At 68.1% G+C, this 26121-nt stretch carries 19 protein-coding genes; 8 read left to right on the top strand and 11 right to left on the bottom strand.

Annotated elements, in window-relative coordinates; all coding sequences use genetic code 11:
* Window positions 1–154 precede the first annotated feature (154 nt).
* Window positions 155–796: an NAD(P)H:quinone oxidoreductase gene (gene wrbA / locus MFF40_RS02385; RefSeq protein WP_147896727.1), complete on the top strand. Its 642-nt coding sequence runs from the start codon at window positions 155–157 to the stop codon at window positions 794–796.
* Here wrbA and MFF40_RS02380 read toward each other — a convergent pair.
* The 4 genes from MFF40_RS02380 to MFF40_RS02365 form a co-directional block, all read right to left on the bottom strand.
* Window positions 793–969, bottom strand: coding sequence for a hypothetical protein (locus MFF40_RS02380; protein ID WP_187278048.1), 177 nt, complete (start codon window positions 967–969; stop codon window positions 793–795). The two genes, wrbA and MFF40_RS02380, sit on opposite strands and share 4 nt — an antisense overlap.
* Before the next feature lie 302 nt (window positions 970–1271).
* Window positions 1272–1538 (bottom strand): hypothetical protein, encoded by a 267-nt coding sequence (locus tag MFF40_RS02375; protein ID WP_147896728.1) that lies wholly within the window; start codon window positions 1536–1538, stop codon window positions 1272–1274.
* The gene (locus MFF40_RS02370; RefSeq protein WP_238259562.1) at window positions 1495–3540 is read right to left on the bottom strand and encodes an ATP-binding protein; all 2046 of its coding nucleotides are present in this window, start codon (window positions 3538–3540) and stop codon (window positions 1495–1497) included. The genes MFF40_RS02375 and MFF40_RS02370 overlap by 44 nt, the downstream gene beginning before the upstream one ends.
* Window positions 3540–5051, bottom strand: coding sequence for an ATPase domain-containing protein (locus tag MFF40_RS02365; protein ID WP_147896730.1), 1512 nt, complete (start codon window positions 5049–5051; stop codon window positions 3540–3542). The genes MFF40_RS02370 and MFF40_RS02365 overlap by 1 nt, the downstream gene beginning before the upstream one ends.
* A 316-nt stretch (window positions 5052–5367) precedes the next feature.
* Here MFF40_RS02365 and MFF40_RS02360 point away from each other — a divergent pair, with 316 nt between their 5' ends.
* From MFF40_RS02360 to MFF40_RS02350, 3 genes are all read left to right on the top strand, one after another.
* Window positions 5368–8331 carry a response regulator gene (locus tag MFF40_RS02360; RefSeq protein WP_187278049.1) on the top strand — a complete coding sequence of 988 codons (2964 nt, stop codon included), beginning with the start codon at window positions 5368–5370 and terminating at the stop codon, window positions 8329–8331.
* Window positions 8332–8582: 251 nt separating this feature from the next.
* Complete coding sequence (locus tag MFF40_RS02355) at window positions 8583–11225, top strand: MHYT domain-containing protein (RefSeq protein ID WP_147896732.1); 2643 nt, start codon at window positions 8583–8585, stop codon at window positions 11223–11225.
* Window positions 11226–11484: 259 nt separating this feature from the next.
* Complete coding sequence (locus MFF40_RS02350) at window positions 11485–11706, top strand: hypothetical protein (protein WP_147896733.1); 222 nt, start codon at window positions 11485–11487, stop codon at window positions 11704–11706.
* 215 nt (window positions 11707–11921) lie between these two features.
* On the opposite strand, the gene MFF40_RS02345 is transcribed toward MFF40_RS02350, so the two are convergent.
* From MFF40_RS02345 to MFF40_RS02335, 3 genes are read right to left on the bottom strand one after another with little or no spacing between them, the layout of a single operon-like run.
* Window positions 11922–14420: a two-component system VirA-like sensor kinase gene (locus tag MFF40_RS02345; RefSeq protein WP_238259561.1), complete on the bottom strand. Its 2499-nt coding sequence runs from the start codon at window positions 14418–14420 to the stop codon at window positions 11922–11924.
* On the bottom strand, window positions 14417–15418 hold the full coding sequence (locus MFF40_RS02340; protein ID WP_147896735.1) for a cytochrome-c peroxidase: 1002 nt from the start codon (window positions 15416–15418) through the stop codon (window positions 14417–14419). The genes MFF40_RS02345 and MFF40_RS02340 overlap by 4 nt, the downstream gene beginning before the upstream one ends.
* Window positions 15419–15420: 2 nt before the next feature.
* Window positions 15421–16182 carry a response regulator gene (locus MFF40_RS02335; protein WP_147853538.1) on the bottom strand — a complete coding sequence of 254 codons (762 nt, stop codon included), beginning with the start codon at window positions 16180–16182 and terminating at the stop codon, window positions 15421–15423.
* A gap of 375 nt (window positions 16183–16557) precedes the next feature.
* Here MFF40_RS02335 and MFF40_RS02330 point away from each other — a divergent pair, with 375 nt between their 5' ends.
* Both MFF40_RS02330 and MFF40_RS02325 read left to right on the top strand, forming a co-directional pair.
* Window positions 16558–16857, top strand: a complete 300-nt coding sequence (locus MFF40_RS02330) for a hypothetical protein (RefSeq protein WP_147896736.1) — start codon at window positions 16558–16560, stop codon at window positions 16855–16857.
* A gap of 56 nt (window positions 16858–16913) precedes the next feature.
* Window positions 16914–17111, top strand: coding sequence for a hypothetical protein (locus tag MFF40_RS02325; protein WP_238259560.1), 198 nt, complete (start codon window positions 16914–16916; stop codon window positions 17109–17111).
* A 187-nt stretch (window positions 17112–17298) separates the two neighbouring features.
* On the opposite strand, the gene MFF40_RS02320 is transcribed toward MFF40_RS02325, so the two are convergent.
* Window positions 17299–17553: a hypothetical protein gene (locus MFF40_RS02320; RefSeq protein WP_147853536.1), complete on the bottom strand. Its 255-nt coding sequence runs from the start codon at window positions 17551–17553 to the stop codon at window positions 17299–17301.
* A 250-nt stretch (window positions 17554–17803) separates the two neighbouring features.
* Here MFF40_RS02320 and MFF40_RS02315 point away from each other — a divergent pair, with 250 nt between their 5' ends.
* Window positions 17804–19042 (top strand): cytochrome P450, encoded by a 1239-nt coding sequence (locus MFF40_RS02315; RefSeq protein WP_147896737.1) that lies wholly within the window; start codon window positions 17804–17806, stop codon window positions 19040–19042.
* A gap of 858 nt (window positions 19043–19900) precedes the next feature.
* Window positions 19901–20833, top strand: coding sequence for an adenylate/guanylate cyclase domain-containing protein (locus MFF40_RS02310; protein WP_238259559.1), 933 nt, complete (start codon window positions 19901–19903; stop codon window positions 20831–20833).
* Window positions 20834–21157: 324 nt separating this feature from the next.
* Here the strand turns inward: MFF40_RS02310 and MFF40_RS02305 are convergent, their stop codons facing one another.
* The 3 genes from MFF40_RS02305 to MFF40_RS02295 are packed head-to-tail and all read right to left on the bottom strand — an operon-like array spanning window position 21158 to window position 26060.
* Window positions 21158–22504: an NCS2 family permease gene (locus MFF40_RS02305; RefSeq protein ID WP_147896739.1), complete on the bottom strand. Its 1347-nt coding sequence runs from the start codon at window positions 22502–22504 to the stop codon at window positions 21158–21160.
* Window positions 22504–25236: a molybdopterin-dependent oxidoreductase gene (locus MFF40_RS02300; RefSeq protein ID WP_238259557.1), complete on the bottom strand. Its 2733-nt coding sequence runs from the start codon at window positions 25234–25236 to the stop codon at window positions 22504–22506. The genes MFF40_RS02305 and MFF40_RS02300 overlap by 1 nt, the downstream gene beginning before the upstream one ends.
* Entirely contained in the window at window positions 25233–26060 is an 828-nt protein-coding gene (locus MFF40_RS02295; protein WP_238259556.1) for an FAD binding domain-containing protein, read from the bottom strand. Before MFF40_RS02295 ends, MFF40_RS02300 begins: the two co-directional genes overlap by 4 nt.
* Window positions 26061–26121 lie beyond the last annotated feature (61 nt).

Raw genomic sequence — 26121 nt, 5'->3', positions numbered from 1 at the left:
AACCGTGCTGATGGCGGGCCAGATGGCGACTTCGCATCGAACCACCGGCCAAGTCGTCGTCGCGTCAGCAGACTCAGGAATGCCTCCGCGGCCTGACGGCCTTTCGTCGAACCTGCAACCGCCAGCCCATGGCACCCGTCCGTAGGAGCGTGCTGTGACCGATTCGACCCGATTGTTGATCGTCTACTACTCACGCAGCGGCAGCGTGGAAGCGCTCGCAGGTGCTGCAGCGGACGCTGCGCGAGAGGCCGGCGCGGAGGTGCGCGTACGCCGCGCGCGCGAAGTCGCCGACGCGGCTTCCATGGCGAAGGTTGACGGGTGGACCGCGAGCGCCACCCGGCAGAACGTCCTGTACGAGGCTCCCACGCATGAGGATGCCGAGTGGGCGGACGCCATCCTGTTCGGCACACCCTGCTATTTCGGAGCGATGGCGACCGAGTTGAAGAATTACCTCGATCTACTCGGTCCGCAATGGAAACGCGGATCGTTGGCCGGCAAGGTCGGCGGTGCCTTCGCAGCCGCATCCTGGCCGCACGGTGGATCCGAAGTCGTCACGCTGTCGCTGTATGCTCCGATGGCGCATCTGGGCATGGTGATCCTCCCGACCGGTTACACCGACGAGGTGATGCTGGAGGCAGGATCACCCTATGGAGCGTCGGCCATCGTAGGTTCGAAGAACCGGCCGCCCCGGATGGAAGACCTCGATGCGGCCCGCCATCAAGGTCGGCGGATGGTGGCGATCGCCGGTGCGTTGATCGCGGCCGGCGAGATGCCGAACCGTCATTCAGGCAGCTAGGCCAAGCCGTCCTTGGCGGCGTGATCAGGGTCGTCCGGTTGGCTTTCGGCGTCCTCGACCACGTCTACGCTTGCGCCCTGGCGCCCAGTGGTGGGATCGGGAGCGTTGACGTTTCGGATCTGCACCGTGGGCGGCACGACGCTCACACCTTGGGATTCGTCGGTTTCCGCCATCACATGCCCTCGAATGTCTACTGAACTCAGCGCTTTGGTGACCGGACCGCTCGGTCAAGCCGATTGCTGCGTTCGGTGGCGCTCATGCCGCCACAGCGCGACGGCGACGCGACGCGCTTCATAGGATCGCCGAAGCGGGGTCCCGAGCCCGCCCTGGCCCTCCGGGGCATAGGCGTACATCAAGACGCCCTCCGGACCGTAGTTTCGACGCATCTCGGCGCGCCAGAGACCGTCTGCGGTCGCAAGGGCCGCCTCAGTCAGAGCGAGGCGGGCACGGTCGGGTGAAGCGGGGGGCTGAGCGATCATCTCGCCCAACGCGCCGATCCTGCAGAGGGTCCCACGATACCGGCCTCAATGGCTTCCGTTTCGATGGCAGGCTCAGGCCGTCCGTCCGATCCCGCGATCGGCAGCAGAAGCTGCCCTGCTTTTCGCGTGCGGACTTGATCGGCGAAGACAAATTTCAAATGAAATAAATATTTTTCATCAATGAAAACAAATCGCACAAATATCAGTTCGCCGTTGCTTTCAGCAACGCCTTCCTCCGAGAACGAGGCGGAGCGAGTGGGCAAGTTCATCCCGCCGGTACGGTTTGTTCAGGACGGGAAGGTCGCCGCGCCCGATCACCTGCCCCTCATCAAGGTTGGCCACGTAACCCGAGGTCAAGAGGACCTTTAGGCCGGGCCGGAGGCGCTGCGCCTCGACGGCAAGCTGCGAGCCGTTCATGCCGCCGGGCATCATCACGTCTGAGAACAGGATGTCGATCCGCTCGACGCCCTGGAGGTGAACGACGGCCTCCGCGGCGTTGCGAGCCACCACCACGCGGTAGTGGAGTTCCTCAAGACTTTCGACGGCCATGCCCAGCACCTGCTCATCATCCTCGACCAGAAGCACGGTGTCGCCTTCGCTGGCCCGACGAAGCGGGAGTGTGCTGCTGCCGGTGCCAACCTCGTCTCCGGCTGGTTCGGCCGAACGCGGGAACAGGAGGCGGAACGTGGTGCCGGCACCCATCTCCGTATCGATGCCGATGAACCCGCCTGCGCTGCGGGTGAAGCCGTAGACCTGGGATAGGCCGAGGCCCGTTCCTTTCCCGACCTCCTTCGTCGTGAAGAACGGTTCGAACACCCGTGCCATCGTCTCGGGGGCGATGCCGCTTCCCTGGTCGACCACAGCCACCTCGACGTAGGCTCCCGGCGGTACGCCCTTGCCGGCCACCGCCGCGGTATCGAGGTGCAGGTTCCGGCTCCGCACGACGATCCGCGAGCCGCCCCCCTCCATCGCGTCGCGAGCGTTGACGACGAGATTCAGGACCGCCGCCTCGAACTGCGCCGGATCGATCCGGATCGGGTCGATGAGGGCATCGAGATCGAGTCGAAGCTCCAATGCGCCGCCGACTGCCCGCTCGGCGAGCGGTTTGAACTCGGTGAGGAGGCGGTTCGGGTTGATGGTCTGTGGCCGCAGCATCTGCCTGCGCGAAAACGCCAGGAGTTGCTGAGTGAGTTGCTCACCGCGCCGCGCCGCGTTCATCGCGGCTTCCGCCAAGCGGACGACGCGTTCCGTGTTCTCGGGCTTGCGGATCATCATGTCGAGACCGCCCACGATGACCGTGAGCAGGTTGTTGAAATCGTGCGCCACGCCCCCGGTCAGCTGCCCGATGGCTTCCATCTTCTGGGCCTGGCGCAGGGCTTCCTCGGTGTTTCGCTGGTCGGTCCTGTCGACGACGATGCCGGCCATACGGATGGGGCTTCCGTCGTCCCCATACTCCACCTGCCCCTTGGCCGCGATCCAGCGGATCGCGCCATCGGTCCGAGACATCCGGTATTCCAGGTCCAACGTCCCGGTCTCGACCGCCAGGGCGAAGGCGGCCTCCACCATGAGCCGATCCTCCGGCACGGTGTGGTTCAGGAATTCGGCCATGCCCCACGACGTGATCGGCACGTCGTAGCCGAAGATCGCATCGTGCCGGCGCGAGCGGCGTGCCGTATCGTTGACGAGATCGAGGTCCCACGACCCCATGCCGGCGGAGTCCAGCGCGAAGGCCAGGGTCTCGCGCGCAGCCTCCACTTCGCGCGTACGCTCCGCGACACGCCGTTCCAAAGTCTCGTTCGCGATGCGCAGCCGCTGCTGGGCGTCCTCGCGTTCCCGGATGTGCTGCCGAGCCTGGTACTGGCGGCGACGGACCCGCAGGGCCGACGAGACCGCGCTGAGGAGCGTTTCAGCGTTGATCGGGCGTTCCAGCAGGACGACGTTGCCGAGACGTTCGATCATGGCGGCGGCCGTGGCGGTGCGGCGTCCGGCCTGCCGCGTCGCCAGCATTATGAAGGGGAAGTCCGACCACGGCGGCTGGGACGAGACCCATGCGTTCAGCGCCGTGGGATCGACATCAAGAAGCGCCTCCTCCGTCACGATCGACGTCGCGACGGGCGTCCGGAGTCCGTCGAGCCATTCGGCGCCATCGCCACAAACGGTGCTGAGAACGTTGGACTTGGCCAGCAATTGCGCCATGACGATCGCGTCGCGTCCGCGCGGAGCAAGGATCAGGACGCGTTCCCCGTGAGAATCAAAGGCCGGCATCACGGCGTTTCCGCCGGCTCGCCGCCGCCGGGGATCAGCGCCACCTTGCCGTCGTAGGTGGGCAGTCCGGACAGGATGCCTTGGAAATCGGTGAGGGCGGCGCCAACCTGAAGGCCGATGGGGGAGAGCTTGAGTTCCCGAATGGTTCGCTCGTGCGCGTTGACGCGGCTTTTCACCACCGAGAGGGCGGTCCGGACCGCGCCACTGGACTCGAAGTACCGGAACAGGAGGATGCCGTCGCTGAGGTAGCTGAGGTCGACGTCCGATCGAACATCGCCGATCACGCCGTGCTGACCGAGAACCAGCAGGGTCGTAGCGCCCTTCTGGTTCAGATAGTTCAGGAGTTCGTGCATCTGCAGGACGAGGTGTTCCTCGCCGGGCATGGCGTGGATGTACGCGTTCAGGCTGTCGAACACGACGAAGCTGGCGTCCCGCCTCTCCACGGTAGCGCGCACTCGGCAAGCGAATTCGCCGGGCGAAAACTCAGCCGGCTCGATCTCGTCGATGACCAGCCGTCCGCTGGAAAGATGAGCGTCGAGGTCCATTCCCAGCGCCCTGGCGCGCGTGAGCATGGTCTGCCGACCCTCGTCGAACAGGAAGTAGGTCGCCTTCTCCCCGCGATCCAAGGCCTCGATCATGCAGCGGACCGCCGTGGTGGTCTTCCCGACCCCGGAGGGACCTAGCAGCAGGGTATTGGTCGAGGGCGCTAGACCTCCGCCCAGGAGAAGGTCGAGTTCATGGGAGCCGGTCGATGCCGGGGTCATATCGAATTTCGCGGCATGGTCGTTCGCAACGAGGCTGGGGAAGACTTCGACGCCACCGGTGTCGAGGACGAAATCGTGCATCCCGCCGTGGAACTTGACGCCGCGCATCTTCAGGACGTTGAGACGCCTGCGCGCGGCGCCGAAACCGCGCCGGATCTGCTCCAGCAAGATCACCCCGTGGGCGATGCTGTGGAGTTGGACGTCGGCGGTCCCGTCATCGAGCAGGAGAACCGTGCATTTCCTGGACGCGAACATCTGTTTCAGGGCCAGGATCTGGCGGCGGTACCGGAGGGGGTTCTGGGCGAGTAGGCGAAGCTCGGACAGGCTGTCGAAGACCACTCGCTGCGGTTTGAGGCTGTCGACGCGTTCGATCACCTCGCGCACGGTTTCTCCGAGCTCGACCTCGGACGGATGCAGGACGGATTGCTCGCTGTCGGGGTCGAGGCCGAGTTCGTTGACGAGTTCGTAGACCTCAATGCCGTCCAGAGACCACCCGTGCGTCCCCGCAGCGAACGAAAGCTCGTCGGCGCTTTCTGACAGGGTGACGTAGAGACCCTTTTCTCCCCGGGCCACGCCGTCGAGAAGGAACTGAAGGCCGACGGTGGTTTTACCGGTCCCGGGCGTCCCTTCGAGCAAGTAGAGGCGGCCGCGCGTCAACCCGCCGTCGAGGATCTCGTCGAGGCCGCCGATCCCCGTCGACAGGATGTCGCGAGGTCGGGGGACGTGCGTCGTAGCGGACTCGGCCATCGGGCCCCATCTGGAGAGCGGCATCCGGCGCCCGCAACGGGAGCTCCTGGGTGCCTTGGGAGACGTATTCCGACGACAACTCCGGCTTGGCGGTTTGGTCCCATCTCAAATGCCGGGACGCGATCCTGAACCGCCGTGCGCGGAACTGACCCGGTGCCTCGATCCTCGTTCCGGGAAGCGGTGCTCGGAGACGTGGCCGGGGCGGGCCCGCAACCACTGCGCGGTCTCCGTGTTGTCGGGGGCACCCGAAGTCCGCATCCCGTCCTTTCGCGGCCTTGCGTCGGCGAGCGCATCCGTTCCCGACAGCGAGCTGCCCATGACCGACTCCCGCACGCTTCCGCCTCATGTCGGCGACGCCCGCCGGCTGGAAGCGCTTCGCGGATACGACATCCTCGACACGCCGCCCGAGAAAGGGTTCGACGATATCGTCGAGCTGGCCCGGCTGATCTGCTCTGCCCCCGTTGCGCTGGTCAGCCTCGTGGCGGGCGACCGCCAGTGGTTCAAGGCAAAGTCGGGGTTCGCCTCGTGCGAAACGTCCCTCGACAAGTCGATCTGCGCGCATGTTCTGGGCGAACCGGACCTTCTGGTCATCCCGGACCTGTCGCTGGACCCCCGCACGCGGGACAACCCGCTCGTCACCGGCGAACCGAAACTCCGCTTCTACGCTGGGGCGCCGTTGGAGGCCGCTGATGGACAGCGTCTCGGCAGCCTCTGCGTGATCGACTTGGCTCCCCGACCGGGCGGTCTCACGGACCAACAGTCGGCGGCCCTGCGCGCGCTCGCCGGGCAGGTCATGTCCCAGATGGAGTTGCGCCGCTCGGTCGCCGAGCGCGAGAGCCTTCTCTCCGGCCAAGCCGCGCTGATCGATCAGCAAAACGCGCTGATCGCCGCCCAGGCCGCCGTGACCCAGGCGGCGGGGGACCGCGACGTCATTCTCGATACCCTCGTGGCTGGCGTCATGGCCGCAGTCTCCCAGGCCGAAGGTGCGGTGATCGAACTCCTCGAGGGCGACGAACTGGTCTACCGCTCGGCACGCGGTGCGCTCGACTCCCACGTGGGGCTGCGCGTCCCGATCGCAGGAAGCCTCTCGGGTCACTGCCTGATGAATGCCAAACCGGTGCTCTGCCCGGACCTGCTCGTCGATCCCCGTGTCAGGCGCGACCTCGTCGAAGCCCTCGGCGCCCGCTCGGCGGTCTGCGTCCCGATCCTCCGCGGGGGCGAGGCCGTCGGCGTCCTGAAGCTCCAGTCCAGCCACCCCGATGCCTTCACAGGCCTCGACCTGCACGTCGCCTCGCTGTTCGCCGGCACCATCCCGGCCGGGTTGGCGGAAGCCGGCGAGGCCGAGGCGCGCCGGGGCCTGCGGGCGGGCGAGGCCACCCTGCGGACGGTGATGGAGACGCTCCCCGTCGGCGTCCTCATCGCGGAGGCTCCGTCCGGACGCATCGTCGATCACAATGCCCGCGCCGGAGTCATTCTCGGGCACGCGGTGGGGGCCGATCCGACCGGCGAGCAGCCGAAGCGCTGGGTCGGGTTCCACGCTGACGGCCGCCGGGTCGAACCTAATGAATGGCCGCTGGACCGGGTGGCGCGGGGCGGGGAGCCGCGCGCGGAACTCGAAGTCGATTACCGCCGCGGCGACGAGACCCGCGCCTGGGTCGGATTCTCGGCCGTGCCGATGCGCGACATCGACGGTCGCCGCATCGGCGCCGTCATGGTGGTGACCGACATCGACGGACGCAAGCGAGACGAGCTGCATCTGGCTGCCGCCAAGCAAGCCGCGGAGGACGCCAACCGGGCCAAGAGCGAGTTCCTCGCCAACATGAGCCACGAGCTTCGGACCCCGCTTTCGGCGGTGATCGGCTACTCCGAAATGTTGCAGGAGGAGATGGAGGACGGCGGCCACGACGACCTGCTGCCCGACATGCGGAAGATCGAAGCGAACGCCCGCCACCTCCTCGGGCTCATCAACGACGTGCTCGACCTCTCGAAGATCGAGGCCGAGCGCATGGAGACCTTCGTCGAGGACTTTGCCGTCGATGCCATGGTGCGCGACGTCGCGACGACGGTGGAATCCCTCGTTTCCGCCAAGGGGAACGCCTTATCCTTGGACCTCGCCGCCGACCTCGGCGACGCGCGCACCGACGTGACCAAGCTGCGCCAATGCCTGATCAACCTCCTGAGCAACGCAGCCAAGTTCACGGAAGGCGGACGGATCACCCTGTCGGCGGAACGGGGCGAACGCGACGGCGTCGATTGGCTGAACTTTCGGGTGAGCGACACCGGAATCGGCATGAGCCCGGATCAGCAGGCACGGCTGTTCGAGCGGTTCACGCAGGCCGACGCCTCGACCACGCGGAAGTTCGGCGGCACGGGGCTCGGCCTCTCCATCACACGGGCGTTCGCATCCATGCTGGGCGGCGCCATCGCGGTGGCCAGCGAGACGGGGCGTGGGACGACCTTCACGGTGTCGGTGCCGGCGCGCATCGCCGGAACGAACGACGCGCCGCAGGTGGATGAGGATGCCGGCCCGCCCCTGTCGGAAGACGCATCCGGGCAGGGCCTCGTCCTCGTCGTGGACGACGATCCTGCAACGCGCGATCTCCTGACGCGCTTCCTGAAGCGCGACGGGTTCCAGGTTGCGGCCGCCATCAACGGCAGGGAGGGCTTGGAGATGGCCCGCAGCCTGAGGCCCCGGGTCATTCTTCTCGACGTGACCATGCCGCAGATGGATGGATGGTCGGTCCTCCGTGCGCTCCGTGGCGATGCCGAACTCGGGAACACGCCGGTCATCATGGTGACGGTCCTGGGCGAGCGGAACCTGGCGTTCTCGCTCGGCGCCACGGACTACCTGCAGAAACCGGTGGACTGGGACGAACTCCATGGTGTGATGGACCGCTTCCGTCCCCAGGACCACGAAGGTCCTCTGCTGGTCATCGATGACGATGACGACACGCGCGAGCGGATGTCGGCGAGACTGGCCCGGGAAGGTTGGCGGATCGTCGCCGCCCAGAATGGCAAGGTCGGGCTCGCCGCCGTCGCAGCCGAGCGGCCCTGCCTCGTCCTGCTCGACCTCATGATGCCCGAGATGGACGGCTTTACGTTCCTGAGCACCCTGCGGGCGAAGCCGGAATGGGGCTCGATCCCAGTCGTCGTGCTGACCGCCAAGGATGTCGACGGCGAGGACCGCCGGCGACTGGCGGGGCAGGCCGACCGCGTCCTGCGCAAGGGCGAAGTCGGCCTCGACGAATTGCCCGCGCTGCTGCGCTCGGTGGTCACGTAGGCCGGGGCGGCGCCGGCAAGGCCCACAGACGCGATCGCGCGCTGTCGAGCCTCTGGCGCGCGAGCCGTTCCCGATCACGTTGCGGCCGGGAACGCCTCTAACGGCTTGATGTAACGGGCTCGCTCGCCGCCGAACCGGTTTCCACGTTGGCAGCGAGCGCTCTACCCGGAAGCGAACCTTCACGATTCGGAGATCGTCCGAAGACCGCTGCCGTTCGGTGTTACGACCGACCCCCACGCACCGGAAGTCTTATGGTCCACACCGGATACAATCCTCTCCTCGTCGCGCTCTCCATCGTTATCGCGGTTTTCGCCTCGTACGCAGCCCTCGATCTCGGCGCGCGGGTCCGGCGCCCCGACGCTGGACCCCGCTGGGCCTGGGGCGCCGGCGCCGCGGTAGCGATGGGCGGCGGCATCTGGTCGATGCATTTCGTCGGCATGCTCGCCTTCGAGATGGGGATGGTTGCCGCCTACGATCTCGGACTGACCCTATTGTCTCTCCTGATCGCGGTGGGCGTCACCGCCGGGGCCTTCGCCTGGGTCGCACGCAAGGGAACCGGCGCGGGTTCGCTCCTGGTTGCGGGCCCGCTCATGGGCCTTGGCGTCGCGGCGATGCATTACACCGGCATGGCGGCGATGCGGGTCCCCGGCAACCTCGCCTACGACCCGGCCGTGGTGGCGGTGTCGGTCGCCATCGCGGTCGTGGCCGCAACCGCCGCCCTGTGGCTCACCTTCCGCCGCAACCGGCCCTGGCAGAAGCTCGCCGCCGCCTGCGTCATGGGGCTGGCGGTCGCCGGGATGCACTACACCGGGATGGCCGCGGCGACCTTCACCGCGCAGGAGGCCGGTGCTCACGCGCCCCACGTGGCCTCCCTGTCGGCGGGCCAGCGCGACCTCGCTTTGGCGGTGGCAGGCGTCACCTTCCTCATCCTGTTCCTGGCGATGATCGCCTCGTCGCTCGACCAGCGCGGGGTGCAGCGCCGCCTGCACGTCAGCGAGGCGCGCTTCCGCTCCGCGGTCCGGGCCGTGAACGGCGTGATGTGGACCACCGACGCCACGGGGCGCTTCGTCGAGGAGCAGGCGGGATGGGCCGCCATCACCGGGCAGGCGCCGGAGAGCTACATGGGCACGGGGTGGGCCGAGGCGATCCATCCCGAGGACGTCGCCGCGACGGTCGCGACCTGGACCCAGGCGCTGCGTGACCAGGCCCCCTACACGGTCGAGCATCGCGTGCGCACTGCCGACGCGGGTTGGCGCCGCTACGTGGCGCGCGCGGTGCCGGTGCGCGATGCAGACGGCACGATTCGGGAGTGGGTGGGTGTCCACGAGGATATCACCGAGCGCCACGCGTTCGAGGTCGCCCTCGAGGAGGCCCGGGACGCCGCCGAGGAGCACAGCCGGGCGAAGAGCCGGTTCCTGGCCAACATGAGCCATGAACTTCGCACGCCGCTCTCGGCCGTGATCGGCTATTCCGAGATGCTGGAGGAGGAGGCGGAGGAACTCGGGCAGGAGAGCCTCCTGAAGGATCTCGGCAAGATCAAGTCGAACGCCCAGCACCTCCTTGGGCTGATCAACGACGTGCTCGACCTGTCGAAGGTCGAGGCCGAGAAGATGGAACTCTATCCCGAGGACATCGACGTCGCCGCGTTCGTCGCGGATGCGGCCGCCACGGTCGAAGCCCTGGTGAAGAAGAAGGGAAACGTCCTCGTTCTCGACGTGGCCGACGGTGTGGGCCAGGCCCGAACGGACGCAGTGAAGCTTCGCCAGTGCCTGTTCAACCTGCTCTCGAACGCCGCCAAGTTCACCGAGGGCGGCATCATCACCCTGGAGGCGGCACGGGAGCCGGGACCGCGCGGCGACTGGCTCCGGTTCACGGTGCGGGATACCGGCATCGGCATGAATCCCGAGCAGGTCGGCCGCCTGTTCGAGCGGTTCACGCAGGCCGACGAGAGCACTACGCGCAACTACGGCGGGACCGGCCTCGGGCTGGCGCTCAGCCGCGCCTTCGCCCAATTGCTCGGCGGCGACATCACCGTCACGAGCGCGTCAGGCGAGGGAACGAGCTTCACCCTGCGCGTGCCGGCGGCGGCACCGGAGCGGACGGTCGATGACGGGCCTGATGCGGTGCCGGAGAACGGCGAACGTACGGACGACTTGGTGCTCGTCATCGACGACGAGGCATCCCAGCGCGAACTCATGACCCGGTTCCTCGAACGCCAGCGCTTCTCCGTGCGCACGGCCGGGGACGGGCGCACCGGCCTCGATCTCGCCCGGTCGCTCAAGCCCCGCGCCATCCTCCTCGACGTGATGATGCCCGAGATGGACGGTTGGTCGGTGCTCGCGGCCCTCAAGTCGGACCCCGAGACTGCTGGCATCCCGGTGGTCATGGTGAGCTTTGTCGCCGACGCGACGCTCAGCGCCTCGCTCGGGGCCGTAGAAGCCGTGCCGAAGCCGGTGGACTGGGCACGCCTTCGGACGATCCTGGACCAGTTCCGGGCCGCGGACGGCGACGTCTTGGTGGTCGACGACGACGCGGATATGCGGCACCGCCTCCGCACCGCCCTCGAACGCAACGGCTGGAGCGTCCGCGAGGCCGGCGACGGCCGTGAGGCGCTGGATCAGGTCGGGCTCGGCGTGCCGCGCCTCATCCTCCTCGACCTCACCATGCCGGTGATGGACGGGTTCTCGTTCCTCGACCGTCTGAGAAGACTGCCGGGTTGCGCCGACGTGCCGGTGGTGGTCCTCAGCGCCCGGGATGTCACGGCCGAGGAGCGCGACCGGTTGTCGAAGGCCGACCGCGTCCTGCGCAAGGGCGATGCCAGCCTCCAGGACATCGCCACCGCATTGCGCAAGCTCGACAACCGCCAGGAAACCAGCTCGACTCAAGACAACTGATGCGACGGCCGTCCGAAGCTTGCTGCCGGGAAGCAGATCCCCATCATTCACGCAGGGTCTGATCACCTATCTGGTCGACCTTGCCCGCGCGAAAGGTCTGCTGGTTATATCGGACACGGAACAAGGCGCTGGGCGGCAGGCCCTGTCCGCGACGTTACGTCCCCGTATCGGTCTGCATTGGAGAGGCAGACGGCAGGCGCCCGATATCACGCGGTCTCCGAGGACGGCATCTCAGAGCGCGAGATCGCGGAAGGTGTCGGTGGCCACAGTGTCGCCGAATGAGACGGCCGGTCATTTCGGATGGTTGGGAGCGCTCGTCGGCCTCGACAAGGCGGCATCGAGCGCACTGATGCGAGCCCGGCTTGACTGGCATCCCATCGGACGCGGTGTGCTCGCCGACCTGGCGCGTATGGATCATGCCCGTCACTCTGCGGAAGTTGAGATTGCCGCGTTTGTGCAGACGTTTCGGTGGCTTGGCTGAACCGGAGTTCGGATGACGGGCTCGGCCGGGTCTCCTGCTCGTAGACGCCGGGTGCGCAATATCCGAGCGCCGAGGTGTGGCACTCCCGGTTTCATAAGCCCTCGAAGCCCGTGAAGCGGGAGATCCGCGTGTCGGCCTGCGAGCATGGTCGGTTGCCGCTGATCGAAATGGTGAGGTGCCACCAAGCCGAGGCAACCGCACATCCGGGCCTGCGATCAATGGCTCTTCTGAAGCCGCTTGGTTCTCGCGGCCTCGCGCAGGGACGGCGCGCTCCGCATCTCGGATCCCAAATGTCGTCGCAGCGTGAGCGCGAGTGCAGTCGAACGCCAGGGTCGGCGTGCGACATCCACGATGGGGACGGCTGAGAGGACCTCCGGCCTCACTGTGTCTGCGGCCGAGAGCGAGAGGACGATCGGACGGTTCACGATCGCGGCGGCCCGGCGGGCGAAGGCGAGACCCAACGGACCCGACGGCCTGTTTTCGACGATCAACAGGTCGAAGCGCTCGGGCTCCGCGCGCAGGGCCGCCAGCGCTGCCTCCGTATCGGTGTAGCCGATGGGCTCGTAGCCCAGTGCCGCAAGGGTCTCCTCATCTTCCTGCACGGCCGCGCGCACGCCCCCGACAACCATGACGGTTGCGCCGGCGACCGAGGTGGCGGTTTCTGCCTGCGGGATCACGGGCAACCACACCTCGAACGTGCTGCCCTCCCCCACCGCGCTGCGCACGTCGAAGGCCCCGTCCTGCTCCTGGACGAACTCGAAGGCGGTGGCGAGCCCGAGCCCGGTCCCGGCCGGACGGGTGGTGAAGAAGGGCTCGAAGATGCGTGCGAGCGTGCCCTCATCCATCCCGCGGCCGGTGTCGGACACGCGGATCCGGGCGTACTCGCCGGATGGCAGCTCACCATGGGAGACGGTTCGCCGCTCGGGTAGCCGGACGCGCTCGAGCCGTACGTCAACCGGCGCGCCCGGTTCGGAGGCCTGCATGGCATTACGGATGAGGTTGTGGACCACCTGCTGCAGCTGTGCCGGCTCGCCATCGACGATCGCGCCTTCGGCAGCCCCCGTCAGGCGGAGCGTGGTCGGGTCGGCGGTCGAGGTTCGGATCTGCGCCACCGTCTCGGACACGATCGCATCGACCGCGCTCGTGATCTGGGTGGCGCCGCCCCGTCGCCCGTAATCGAGGATCTGCGCCGCGATCTCGTGCGCGCGGCCACCCGCCTGGACCAGAAGGTCGATCTGCGTGCCGGCCCGTCGCGGATCGGCCGGCAGGGCGTCCGCGGCGATCTCGGCATGGCCGAGCATCACGTTGAGCACGTTGTTGATGTTGTGCGCCACGCCACTCGCGAAGATCCCGATCGCTTCGAGCCGTTGCGCGCGCCGAAGGGTCGTCTCGATCTCGCGGCGCTCCGCCCAGACGTGCTGCCGCTCCAGTGCGGCCCCGAAGCTGTCGGCGACGACCTGCAGCAGGCCTCGCGAATGCCGCATCCAGGGTGGCAGGGTGCTGCTCGTGCGCTCGAAGCACAGCACGCCGACGATTTTGCCCTGCCGGCGCATGCGCGCGCACGTGAATGTGGTGACCCCACGCTGCGCGAGGGCCAGAAGCAGGGCCGGAGGGCCATGCCCGGCCGCCGTTTCGATGAAGATGTAGTCTTCCGGGGCGGCCGTGATATCGGGCATGAGGGCCCGTTGCGCATCCGGCCATCCGCATGGGGCCCGATGCCCGGGCCGATTCCAGAGGTGCACCGCATCCGTGCCGTCCAGCATGAGGACGTAGCAATGGTCCGTCCCAGCTCCCTCTCCCACGATGGCCATGGCATCGACGATGTGCGCTTCGATCTCGTCGGGCTGGCTGGCGAGGAAGAGGTTTGTGGCCTGCGCCACGACGGCTTGGAAAACGATCGTCCGGCGCAGGATCACGGTGCCGGCCCGCATCAGGAAGCCGACCCGAACCACCAGCGCGAGCAGCGCCAGAGCCGCTGCGTAAAGGGCGAGGCGGAAGCCGTCCGCGCGCGCCTGCCGCCGGTCCTTGAGAGTGCGGCGGGCCTCCAGAAGGGCTTGCCGCGCCGCCTCGCTCGACGCTGCCGGAAGTGAACGGGTGACGGTGTCGACCTGCGGCAGCAGATCCAGGAGTTGACGGCCGTGCAGGACGATGGCGTCGATGTCCGCACCCCTGTCCGCCGCCCAGGGGGCCGCGGCCAGGGCGTCGAGCCGGGCACGGATGGCGTCGAGGCGCTCGGGGCTCGAGTCCCGGGCAAGCTCCGAGACCCGGATCTGCAGCGCGGCGACCGCGCGGGCGAGACGGGGATCGATATCCGGCTCCGACATTCGGTCGCTGAGGGAGTCGAAATAGGCGATCGAGTTCTGCACGAGGGCGTTGCCGGTCTTGAAGCGCTCGACCATCTGCGCCTCCCGGGCGATCGCCTCGGCCAGGGCGCGCATTTCACCATCGTCAAGCCCGTTCGTGGCGCGCATCCCGGTCAGCGCCGCCCGCATGTCCCGGAGGTGAGCTACGATCGGATCGTAGTTGCGCAGGAGCCCGGTCCGGGCCCGGAGCACGTCGTGCTGCATCCGGGATTCCGCGAGGGCGATGGCGTCGACCGTTCGCTGGGTCCGCACGTAGGCGGCGTCCATCTCGCCCTTGCCGTTGATCATCAGCCACGTGAGAAGCGCGGCCAGCAACGCGCCGAGGATGGCGGCCTGCGCGGTCAGCCTCACGGCTTCGGCGCGGCGCCGGGCGCGTCTGGAGCCATGAGGGGTCGTCCCGCGTAGGAGCCGGTCAGGGTTCCGAGGAACGCTACGATCGCGCCCGTCTGCGAGGCCGTCAGTTCCCGACCGAGCTGGACCCGGGCCATGAGCCGCACCGCCTCGGGCAGCGTGGCGACGCCGCCATCGTCGAAGTAGGGGGCCGTGACCGCGACGTTGCGCAGGCTGGGTACCCGCAGCACCTCGGCGGCCTTGTTGGGGATCGGGACGAAAATCCCGACCTTCTCGAACAGGTTGCCGCCGACATTGACGCCTTGGTGGCAGGCGGCGCAGCCGATTCCCCGGAACAGGGCGAAGCCCGCCCGCTCCGCTTCGGTGATGGCGTGGGTATCGCCGCGCAGCCACCGGTCGAAGCGGCTGTCGGGGGTGAGCAGGCTGCGCTCGAAGCTGTTGATCGCGTCGATCACCGCCTCCCGATCAGCCTCCCGGCCGTAGGCGGCGCGAAACGGACCGGCGAGCGCCGGATCGTCGCGGATCACCGCCAGGATATCCGGCCAGGATCCGCCCAGGAATTCCGGCCGGGTCAGGGCGAGTTCGGCTTGGTCCTGCAGGGTCGGGATGTCGCCCGCCCAGCCGAGGCGGAAGCTCAACGCCGCATTGAAGGCTGTAGGCGTGTTGCGCGGTGCGGGCGTGCCATCGGCGGTGAGATTTCGCGGAACCGCGCTGGCGCCGTTGCTGCGGATGTCATGGCAGGTGATGCAGGCCCGGTCGCCTCCGCGCGATAGCCGGGTGTCGGCGAACAGCATCCGGCCGATGGCGATCCGGCCCGGATCCGCGCCGAGGCTGCTCGGGACCGGCGTGATCACGCCCAGCGCCTCAACGGCCTCGGCCGGCATCGGGCCGCCGACCGGCCGCTCCTGGGCGAATGGCGGCAGGACCGCCAGGGCGCTGCCGACGAGGCCAGCCGCGAGAGCGGCGGCGGGGGACCGGGCCGAGCGCGGCGGGGCCACGGCTACAGGTTCTCGACGGGCGCGGCGAAGACGTAGCCGACGCCACGCTCGGTGACGATCAAGCGCGGCGCGGTGGGATCCGCCTCCAGCTTCCGGCGCAGCCGCAGGATTTGGACGTCGATGCTGCGGTCGAACACGTCTTCGTGGACGCGGGTGGCCTGCAGGAGTTGCTCGCGGCTCAACGGACGTTGGGGGGCGTCCAGGAAGGCCACCAGCAGCGCGTATTCGCCCTTGCTGAGGGCGACATCCGCGCCCGCGGGGTTGGTGAGCCGCCGGCGACGCCGGTCGAGCACCCAATCGTCGAAGCGGCTCCGGTGAGAATCCTGCGCCCGTGCTGGGACGGGCGCGACCTCGGCTCGCCGCAGGATCACCCGCACCCGAGCGAGCAGCTCACGCAAACCGTAGGGTTTGACGAGGTAATCGTCCGCGCCGAGTTCGAGACCGATCACCCGGTCGATCTCGTCCCGGCGGTGGCCGGTGGTGATGATCACCGGCAGGTCGCTCCTGACGCGCAGGTCGCGCAAGAGATCCAGCCCGTTCTCCGATCCCAGTCGCAGGTCGAGCACGACAAGATCGAACGTGCCCTCCGCGAGCCGCTTCTCCGCCTCCGCTCGGTCCGTCGCCGGCGTGACGTCGACGTCGTGGTCGGCGAAGTGGTCCGAGACGATGCGCTGCATGCCCGCATCGTCCTCGACGAGGAGGATGCGGGTCGTGCCGGGGCGTGCGCTCCGCCCGTGACCCCGGTGCAGGCTGGGTTCGACCATGGCTAACTCCGCTTCGCGGCAGCGTGCCGCGACGGCGCGATCTCGATGCGCCGGCTCAGGGATCAAGACCGCCGCCCCGGATCGGGGGACATCGCCGCCCGGGACACCGCCCCATCCTTCGCCGACCCATCCCGGCCGGCCTTCAGGGCACTTCCGGACGTCGGGCCTCGTACGGCGGAGCTGATACCATGCCCCCCAAAGGATTGCGCCCTTCACATTGTGCGAGGCAACACAACACGAGCATTCGCCCTGGACATAGCTGTATCTGGGGAGCAAATGCCAGTTTGTTACCGCTGTAATATGGATCGATGCTGATCGACATGGCGACGTAACGCACAAATACCATGGTCGAATTCTCACAGTGGAGAGGCGGCCATGATTGACGCCGTGATCCCGCCGGTCTATCCGCGCGGCCGCAGACACTTCCGTAAGTCCGGACCTGATTGGCGGGACCCCGTAGCGGGCACCGGGCAGCCGCCGGCCAGCCGATCCCGGGACTGGGCCGACCCGGCTCCACCTGCGGTCACGATCCCCCGAACGGTACGCGGCACCTTCGCGTGGCTGCTCGATATTTTGACGATCGGTTTCGCCTACGGTGGATGTATCCACCATACGCATCCTGATTATCTCGAATTTCTCTCAGATATTGGCGCTAAATATCAGCACAAACGATAATATCTTCGGTTTAATTTATACAAAATTGCAAAAGTCGGATCGGCAGAAGCGCCTGCATGATGACCTACATCTCGGCCGACGTGCCCCTGGTGGAGGCGGCGCGCGATCTCGACCGATTGCGCGAACTCTGCCCGCAGCTCGTCACCGCCAAGACGCTGCTCGCAGGCCATTACAACACGCTCGAGGTTGCCGACCAGGTCAACGCGATGATCGAGCGCTTCCTGTCGGTCGGCCTGACGACCCGCATGCCGTAGGGGAAAGCGGCGCGAAGGCCTTCGGACGGGCTCCGTCGGTCACGCAACGGCGCGGGTATGCGCGCCATGTTTCACTCCCTCGAAGGAGAGCGGCCCGCGCCCTCCTGAACCCGCGGCGTCATGTCCCAAGCGCGGCCCTCTCCGCTCGGATCAGCGGGACGGCACCCTGACCGGACGCCGTCCGACGTCATCGCGCGCCGACGTCACGGCACCGGCCCCTCTCCGGCCCGTCGCCGAGAAGGCGCCGCGCCGACGAAATGACCTGAAGCGTCTGAGTGCTCAGCTGCTCCTGCAGCGCCCGTCGCTCATAATGCCGTAGGCGAGCAATCAGGTCTTCGGCACCCGAGACCCCGTGATCTTTTCCGCCGATCATAGATTCCGTGATCGTTCGCCTGAGCAACGCCTCGAAGACGTCGTCGCTATTGGCCAGACTTGCAACCATGAAGACTTCTCCTTTTGCGAGGCGACAGCCTTCTTCGAAGGGCCAAGTTACGGCATGATTTCGGAGTCTCTGACGCACGAAACACGCTGCACTGGACGTGCTCTTGCGCACACGGGAGCCATTCGCGCGTCCTCCCCCGCAGGCCTCCGCGTGGAATGTTATGATCGTAACCCTCGGGCGAGGTTCCGAAATCGTCCTGTAGCCCGGGTCTCCGCAAGTTCGCGCGCATCACAGCAGCGAGGACCTCCGGATGAACGACACCGAAGACAGTACGCTCCACGCTGGCATTCCCGAGCCGTCCGTCGGCATCCCGATGCTGACGGTGGCGGAGCTGGAGGCTGATCCGCACGGGGTGTTCCGCGCTTGGCGACCCCGCCTGCCCCTCGTCGGTCACGAGGTCGCCGGCTTCCTCGTGCTCCGCGCCCGCGATGTCGATCTGCTGATGCGCGATCCTCGCGTCCAGGCGACGGAGACGCTCTATCCTGAGGCGCGCGGGATTCCGGAAGGCCCACTGTTCGACATCTTCGCGCACGGAATGCTCAACGCCAACGGTGCGGTTCATCGTCGGCGCCGCTCGCCCTTCACCCGCACCTTCGCGGCCCGGATGATCGAAGGCCTGCGCCCGCGGATCCGCGCTGCCGCAGAGAGCCTCGTCCAAGACTGGATGCCGGAGGGGGAGACCGACCTTGTCGGGCGTTACACCGCCCTGATCCCAGCCCAGACCATAGCCGAAATCCTCGGCCTGCCGCGCGGAGACATCCCTCGCTTCACGCGTCTCGCCTACGAGGTCTCCCGGGTGCTGAGCTTCACCTTCGGACCGGAGGACATCCCGGAACTCGAAGCGGCCGCGGTCGCGCTACAGGATTATGTGCATGCACTTCTCGATGCGCGCCGATCGGCGCCCCAGGACGACTTCCTGACGCGCTTCCTCGCGGAAGCCGAGGCGGCGGGTGAACTCACCCCCCAGGAAGTGATCATCCAGCTCGTGCAGATGATCATCGGCGGCACCGATACGACCCGCGTCGCCGGCGCCATGCAGGTGGCGCTGCTGCTGCAACATCCCGAGCAATGGGCGGCGGTAAGAGGCGATTCCGGCCTGATCCCGGCCGCGGTAGCAGAATCCCTGCGCTACGAGCCGAGCGTCGGGTCCGCTGGGCGGGTAGCCCGGGAGGAGATCCGCCTCGACGGTCATGTCGTGCCGGCCGGAAGCCTGATCCTGCTCTCGACCCTGTCGGCGTTGCGGGACGAGGCCGTCTACGCGCATCCCGACACGTTCGACGTCCGGCGCACCGACCTACCACGCCTGCATCCGGTCTTCGGCGGCGGCGCACACCGGTGCATCGGCGAAGCTCTGGCGCGGATCGAACTGGAGGAGGGCCTGGGCGCCCTGACGCGCCTAGCCCCGCGCCTCCGCCTGACCGGCGCGATGCCGGTCCTCCAGGGCCACAGCGGCATCCGACGCATCGATGCGCTGAGGGTCGCCGCGTAGCACCTTTACCCTCCGGTGGAGGCGCGCCTGCTTCGATCACGCTCCGCAGCTGCGCTCTGACAGGCCGCCCCCAGCTTCGCTCCCCGTTGCCGTCGCGACAGCACGGCAGCCGCTCTCCCCGCGCGCGAAGTGCGTCCGACGGAGGTATTCCTTCGGGCGACGCCAGCCGCAGGGCGTTCCAACTCGATCCCGAGCATCGCCCGCCCAACGGTCGACGATGGTCGCAACGTTGCGATCCTGTCGGGATCGACGCGTCTTGACGCATCGCACTTGGGCCGTCGGCGCCGGTGAGCCCGACCTCCCGCCCGTGATCACGGACGAGGGCGGCCAAGTGCTCAGAGCCTCCGGATCAAAAGCTGGATCTCGCAGCGGGCGGCCGCTGGAGGGGCGGACGTTCCAACGGTGCGCATGAGCGCAACCCGACCCCCTGGCCTGGATGCGGTCACGCGCGGTTGCACATCGTATCCGAAGATCATCGAAAAAGATTGCAGCGCGTAATATCGATGGCGAATAAATTGGCGTGTTTCTAATGTCATGAGTTTTCAGATCGAAGAAATCATGGCGTAAGATCGCCGCTGCACTCCTGATACGCCACGATCGGGAGTATGAGACCATGAATTCTCATCGGACCAGAATCACGGCGGGCGCCGCGATCGGTGTCATTCTCTTGCCCCTTGCAGTCCCGACCGCCGCACGATCGCACCCGGCCCCGCGCTTCACGCAGCCCGACGTGCCGAGCCTCGCCGCGATCAACCACCCTCTTGCATCCCGGACGAGCCGTGACGTTCGTTCTCCCGCCGTCGAGCGCGAGCACCTCAGGGCGCAGCGCGTCATCAGCCGCGTCTGCTCGGGCTGCTGATGCCGGCGATGTTCCTTCCGGAAGCTCCCGCCGTGGCGGTGGACACCTTTCCTTTGCTCGGTCGCGCGCGGCGGGTGGCTGACTGGGCCCAGAGTGTTCGCCGACGCTGTACCGTCGCCACAGTATGGGACAGTCCTTTCCTCGCCGTGGCGCCGATACCGTTGATTCTGGGGTTGGCATCCGCGACCGCGCCGGAACCTGACGCCCTCGGCGTCGCCGGGCTTGCCGCAACGTGTCTTGCGCTGCGCGTTCAGCGCCTTCGCTCCACCGCCCGGATGGTGATGCAGCAACGAGACAATCTCGCGCGCTTGGCCGCCCCTGCTGTCGCCCGATGGATCGCGGACACCGACTTCAACACTTTGCGCGCCGTCTGGGAGCAGGAGGCAACGGTGCTGTTTGCCGACATCTGCGGCTTTACCCGTCTCTGCGAAACCCTGGCGCCGAGCGACGTCGCAGCATTCCTTGCCGATTTCCGGGGCCGCGCCGCGCGGGCGATCGAGGCGGCGGGCGGCCTTGTCGACAAATTCGTGGGCGACGAGGTCATGGCCGTGTTCGGCGTGCCGCAAGCAACGTCCGAGGATGCCGATCGCGCCGTCGCGGCGGCCCGCGCGCTTGCTGCTGCCATGTCGGACTGGAGCCGCGAACGGGAGCAGGCGGGTCTATCGCCGGTCCGTATCGGCATCGGGCTGCATCGCGGTCCGGTTTTCTTCGGCGCCATCGGGGCGGAACGCGTCGAGTTCACCGCGGTCGGCGACACCGTCAACGTGGCGCGTCGCCTGGAGCAGATGACCCGCACCCTCGCCTGCGGCTGCATCGCATCAGAAGCCGTTGTGCAGAAGGCGACGTCCGGCGAGGCACAGATCGTGGCCGTCACGCCCGTGCGCGGAGCCTGTGCCGTCAAACGCCTGTTCGCGATCTCGCTTCACACCTAGCCGCGGACCGGTTTGTCCATACGCCTGAAGTGTCTTCCGAATGCGTGCGGAACAAACTCGACCGAGGCTGGAAGCTCCATCGGGTCTGTGATGCGCGGAGCACCCTCGTTCGGCTGCAGGCGGGGCACGGTCAGCAAAACGAAGTCGACCGGGCCGCCGAATTTACCTCGGGGCTAAACTGCGACTTCGGCATCTCAGCCCAGGCCTACGATGCCGAGCCTTTTCACGACACGATCTTGGAAGCATGAGCGGACCGTCGATCTCGCCACGGTTTAGCCGGCGGCGGCCGCACGCATATGATCGCCATCGTTCCTCCGCACGTTCTCAATGCGCGCTGCCGGTCTCGAAGAACTTGAACAGGAACAGCGCTGCGATCACCCACACCACCGGCTTCACCTCGCGCGCGCGGCCGGTGAGCAGCTTCACCGCCGCGTAGGTGATGAAGCCGAAGGCGACGCCCGTGGCGATCGAGTAGGTGAACGGCATGAGGAGCGCGGTCACGCAGGCTGGGATGACCTCGGTGGAATCGTCCCAGGCGAGATCCACCAGCTCGCGGAGCATCAGACAGGCGACGTAGAACAGCGCCGGCGCAGTGGCATAGGGCGGGACCGCGCCGGCCAACGGCGCGAAGAACAGGCAGGCTAGGAACAGCACCGCCACGGTGGCGGCGGTCAGCCCGGTGCGTCCGCCCTCGGCCACCCCGGAGGCGCTTTCCAGATAGGCGGTGGTGCTCGATGTGCCGAGCAGCGAGCCCACGAAGATCGCAGTGGAATCGGCCAGGAGCGCGCGGTCGAGGCGCTGCATTCGGCCGTCGGTGAGCAATCCGGCGCGGCTCGCCACCCCCATCAGGGTGCCGGTGGCGTCGAACAATTCGACCAAAAAGAGCACCAGGACGACGTGGAGCAGGCCCCCCGACAGGGCGCCTGAGAGGTCGAGGGCGAACAAGGTCGGCGTGATCGAGGGCGGCATCGAGACCACGCCCTCGAATGTGTTGCCGGCGACGAAAAAGCTCAGCCCCGTGACCGTCAGGATGCTTGTGAGCAGAGCCGCCCTCACCCCTCGGGCGGACAACGCGGCGACGATCAGGAAGCCGATCACCGCCAGCACCGTGCTCGGCTTGTGCAGGTCGCCGAGGGTCACGAACGTCGCCGGGCTGGCAGCCACGATGCCGGCGTTCTTGAGCGCGATGACGGCCAGGAACAACCCGATCCCGACCGTGAGGGCGATCCGCATCGAGCGCGGGATGCCGTCGACGATGATCGCCCGGAGGCCCGTTAGGGTGACGGCCAGGAAGCAGAGGCCGGAGATGAACACCGCGCCGAGCGCCGCCTGCCAGGTGAAGCCCATTCCGAGCACGACCACGTAGGCGAAGTAGGCGTTGAGCCCCATCCCGGGCGCCAGGGCGATCGGGTAGTTGGCGTACAGGCCCATCACCAGCGAGCCGAGCGCCGCGACCAGGCAGGTCGCCACGAACACCGCGCCTTTGGGCATGCCGTCATCGGCCAGGATGCTGGGATTGATGAACACGATGTAGGCCATCGTCAGGAAGGTGGTCAGGCCCGCGAGCAGCTCCGTGCGCACGGTGGTGCCGTGCTCGGCGAGCCGAAACCGGCGCTCCAAGAGGCCGAATTGCCCGGCCGCTGGGATCGCGACCTTGCGCGCGTCGTCCATCATCCCTCCCCGCCGCGGCCGGCCATCGTGGCCCGGAAGATCCTGTCGGGCGCGAAGGGGGTCGCGGTAAGCCGGGCCCCGGTTGCGTCGCGGATCGCGTTGCCGAGGGCCGCCGCCACCGGATTGAACGGCGACTCGCTCATCGACTTCGCGCCGAGCGGCCCGACGCTGTCGTGGGTCTCGGCGAACAGCACTTCCGTGTCCGGAACGTCGGCGCAGGCCGGGATGTGGTAGTCGCGCAGCGTCCGGGTGGTGACCCGGCCTCCGGCGTCGATGGAGACATCCTCGTACAGGGCGGCGCCGATCGCCTGCGCGATCCCGCCCTCGACCTGGCCGCGGCATTGCATCGGGTTGATCACCCGTCCGGCGTCGGCGGCATGGACGCTCCGAAGGATGCGGACCTCGCCGCTCACCGGGTGGACGGCCACCCGGAAGGCCTGGACGTTGAACGCCACCGAACGGGGGCTGCCATCGGCCCGGCCCCGGGCCTCGAGCGGGCCGATCTCCGCCAGCAGCAGGGATCCGCCGGGCACCGCCACGGCGTCTCCGGCCAGCCGGCATGCGTCTATCCCCGTACCGGATATCTCCGCTGCGCGCGCCCGGATCATCACCGCCAGCGCCTCGGCCGCGCGGAGCACCGCCAAGCCGGCAACCACGGTGCCGGTGCTGCCGTAGGCGCCGGTGTCGTGGTCGACGGCGTCGGTATCCGCCCCCGCGACCCGGACGCGGTCGGGGGCAGCGCAGAGTGCCGAGGCCGCGATCTGACGATGGACCGTGGCGGTCCCGTTGCCGAATTCGGCCGTGCCGACCCGCACGGTGAAAACGCCGTCCGGATCCAGGCTCACCCGCGCGTCGGCATGATGGCCGCGGGGCGGGATCGTGTCGATCATGGCCATCGCCATGCCTGTGCCGGCCCGCCAGCCGGGCTCGGGTTCCGGCCCAGGATCGGCGCGCAGGGCCTCCTCAGCACGGTCGAGGCATTGATCGAGACCGTAACTGCCGAAGACTACGTCGTGTGGCTCAAGACTGTTCGACACCATCAGGTCGCCCGGACGGACGGCGTTGATCCGGCGCAACGCGAATGGGTCGATCCCCAACGAGCGGGCTACTTCGTCGAGGGCCGATTCGAGGGCGAAGATCGTCTGGCTCAGCCCATAGCCCCGGAAAGCACCCGACGGCACCGTGTTGGTGAAGACGGCGTGGCCGTCGACCCGCTTGTTCGGGCATTTATAGGCGGCGAGCACCTCATTGCAGCCGTGATGAATCACGCCGCCGGCATGGTTGCCGTAGGCGCCGGTATCGGAGAGCACGTCGAGGCTGATCGCCGTGAGGCGCCCGCCCCGCCGGGCGCCGACCTTCACGGCGACCTGCATCGGGTGGCGCGTGGTGGTCGCGCTGAACTGCTCCTCGCGGGTCAGCTCCCATACCACCGGCCGGCCGGTGCGCAGGATCGCGAGCGTGACCAGATCCTCGGTCAGCATCTCCTGCTTGCCGCCGAAACCGCCGCCGACGCGGCCGCACAGGACCCGAACCGCATCCCGTTCGAGCCCGAACAGGTCGCACAGGGCGTCGCGCGTCAGGAACGGCACCTGGCTGCTGGTGCGCAGCGTCAGCCGCCCGTCCGGGTCGCGCCACCCGACGGTGCCATGCGTCTCCAGGGCGACGTGCTGGACCCGCTGTGATCGGAAGGTCTCGGCGTAGACGACATCGGCGTCGGCGAAACCCGCCTCCACGTCGCCGATCTGGCCGTGGACCTCGGCGGCCAAGTTCGGATGGCGCGTCAGCGGAGGCGCGTCCGCGCCGGGCCGGTCCGCCGGATCGTGGATGATCGGGGCATCCCCGGCGAGGGCTAGGACGGGATCGAAGAGGGCCGGTCGCAGTTCGTAGGTGACGCGCAACGCCCGGCAGCCGGCCTCCGCGGCGGCCTCGGTCTCGGCCACCACGGCCGCGACCCGCTGGCCGACGAAACGCATGATCGAATCGAGGACCCGCGTGTCGGCGGCGTCGTCGCGCGGGTCCTCGTGGCGGCCGGTGGAGAACGCCTGCTGCGGCGCATCCGCGTGGGTCAGCACCGCGACAACCCCCGGGACGGCGCTCGCCGCCGCGGTGTCGATCGCGACGATGCGGGCATGAGCGTGCGGCGAGCGGAGGACCTTGAGGTGCAGAGCGCCGTCCGGCGGCGCATCGAGGGTGAAGCGCGCTCGCCCGGTCACCACCAGGGGCGCGGCCGGAGCCGGCAGGTTCCGGCCGATCGGGTCTCCCTCCCCGGCGACATCGCGATGGGCGATCCCCGCAACGGCATCCCGGATCGCACGGTATCCGGTGCAGCGGCACAAATTCCCTTTCAGGGCCGTACCAAGGTCCCGCTTCTGCCCTTGGTTCAGGGTCGCGGCGGTCATGATCATGCCGGAGGTGCAGAAACCGCACTGGAAGCCCTGGGCGGCCAGGAACGCCGCCTGCACCGGATGGATCACGTCGGGCGCCGCATCGCCCGGCCGGCAGGGACCGGCCAGACCCTCGATGGTGGTGATGCTGCGGCCCTCGGCCCTAAAGGCCGGGACCAGGCAGCTATGCACCGGCTCGCCGTCGAGATGGATCGTGCAGGCGCCGCAATCGCCGGCGTCGCAGCCCTTCTTGACGCCGTACCAGCCGGCATCGCGCAGGTAGGTGCGCAGGCACTGGCCGGGGCGCGGCTCGCCGGTATGCGCGTGGCCGTTGACCGTGAATCTCATGCCGCAGCCTCGTCGGCCAGCGCGTCGCGGATCTCCTCCGCGAGGTGGCGGGTCATGTGCGCCCGCCACTCCGGCTTTCCGTGCACGTCGTCGTACCAGAGGTCGTCCGGGATCGCGGCGTCCAGTGCCCGGGCGAGTTCCCGGCGATCCGGCAGGCCCGCGAACGCAAGGCGCAGGGGCTTGCGGATCGAGGCCGTGACGGTGAGCGCGAAGGCGCCGTCGGACTCTCTGGTGCCGATCAGCAGCGCCCCCGAACGGCCGTTCGGACTCAAACTGATGCGCCGGAACGCGGTGCGGCGGGTCAGGGCGGCGGCCGGGATGATCACGCTGCGCAGGATCTCCCCCGGTCGGAGTGCATTCCGTTGCGGCCCGAGGACGAATTCCGTGACCGGGAGACGGCGCTCGCCGCCATCCGATGCCCAGATCACGCAGGTCGCCTCGAGAGCCGCGGTTAGCGCGGTCATGGGCCCGGCCGGCAGGGCCATGCACAGGTTGCCGCCGACCGTCGCGACGTTCCAGATCTTGAACGACCCCAGCAGGGCCCGGCAGCACTGCCCGACGAGCGGAGCTGCAATCCAGTTCGATGGCAGTTCCAGCCGGTCGAGTTGGGCTATGGTGCAGGTCGCCGCCAACGTCAGGCCGTCGGGATCGACGGCATGCGGCGACCAGCCGAGCGACGCGAGGTCGACGAGCCGCCGCGTCGTCGGCTGCGGCTCCGAGAACAGCCAAGTCCCGCCGGCCAGACAGGCGTCGCCGTCCTGCCAATCCGGCAGATCGGCACGCGCATTCGGGCGGAGGATGGTGTCGATCGTGTTGAGGTCCACACGCCCTCCTTGGCCTCGAATCGCCCGGATCGCTGTTCGGCCTCACCATATGCCGGCCGAT

This window comes from Methylobacterium mesophilicum, assembly GCF_022179445.1.
GTDB lineage: Bacteria > Pseudomonadota > Alphaproteobacteria > Rhizobiales > Beijerinckiaceae > Methylobacterium > Methylobacterium mesophilicum.
Note: the sequence above shows the minus strand (reverse complement) of the source record. Positions and strands in the feature narration are given on the sequence as shown.

What these genes read in the sequence shown, in the direction of transcription:
- MFF40_RS02380 (WP_187278048.1), bottom strand. Translation starts at nt 969, where the DNA reads ATGGCGGAAACCGACGAATCCCAAGGTGTGAGCGTCGTGCCGCCCACG.
- MFF40_RS02370 (WP_238259562.1), bottom strand. Translation starts at nt 3,540, where the DNA reads ATGCCGGCCTTTGATTCTCACGGGGAACGCGTCCTGATCCTTGCTCCG.
- MFF40_RS02365 (WP_147896730.1), bottom strand. Translation starts at nt 5,051, where the DNA reads ATGGCCGAGTCCGCTACGACGCACGTCCCCCGACCTCGCGACATCCTG.
- MFF40_RS02360 (WP_187278049.1), top strand. Translation starts at nt 5,368, where the DNA reads ATGACCGACTCCCGCACGCTTCCGCCTCATGTCGGCGACGCCCGCCGG.
- MFF40_RS02355 (WP_147896732.1), top strand. Translation starts at nt 8,583, where the DNA reads ATGGTCCACACCGGATACAATCCTCTCCTCGTCGCGCTCTCCATCGTT.
- MFF40_RS02335 (WP_147853538.1), bottom strand. Translation starts at nt 16,182, where the DNA reads ATGGTCGAACCCAGCCTGCACCGGGGTCACGGGCGGAGCGCACGCCCC.
- MFF40_RS02330 (WP_147896736.1), top strand. Translation starts at nt 16,558, where the DNA reads ATGATTGACGCCGTGATCCCGCCGGTCTATCCGCGCGGCCGCAGACAC.
- MFF40_RS02325 (WP_238259560.1), top strand. Translation starts at nt 16,914, where the DNA reads ATGATGACCTACATCTCGGCCGACGTGCCCCTGGTGGAGGCGGCGCGC.
- MFF40_RS02320 (WP_147853536.1), bottom strand. Translation starts at nt 17,553, where the DNA reads ATGGTTGCAAGTCTGGCCAATAGCGACGACGTCTTCGAGGCGTTGCTC.
- MFF40_RS02315 (WP_147896737.1), top strand. Translation starts at nt 17,804, where the DNA reads ATGAACGACACCGAAGACAGTACGCTCCACGCTGGCATTCCCGAGCCG.
- MFF40_RS02310 (WP_238259559.1), top strand. Translation starts at nt 19,901, where the DNA reads ATGCCGGCGATGTTCCTTCCGGAAGCTCCCGCCGTGGCGGTGGACACC.
- MFF40_RS02305 (WP_147896739.1), bottom strand. Translation starts at nt 22,504, where the DNA reads ATGGACGACGCGCGCAAGGTCGCGATCCCAGCGGCCGGGCAATTCGGC.
- MFF40_RS02300 (WP_238259557.1), bottom strand. Translation starts at nt 25,236, where the DNA reads ATGAGATTCACGGTCAACGGCCACGCGCATACCGGCGAGCCGCGCCCC.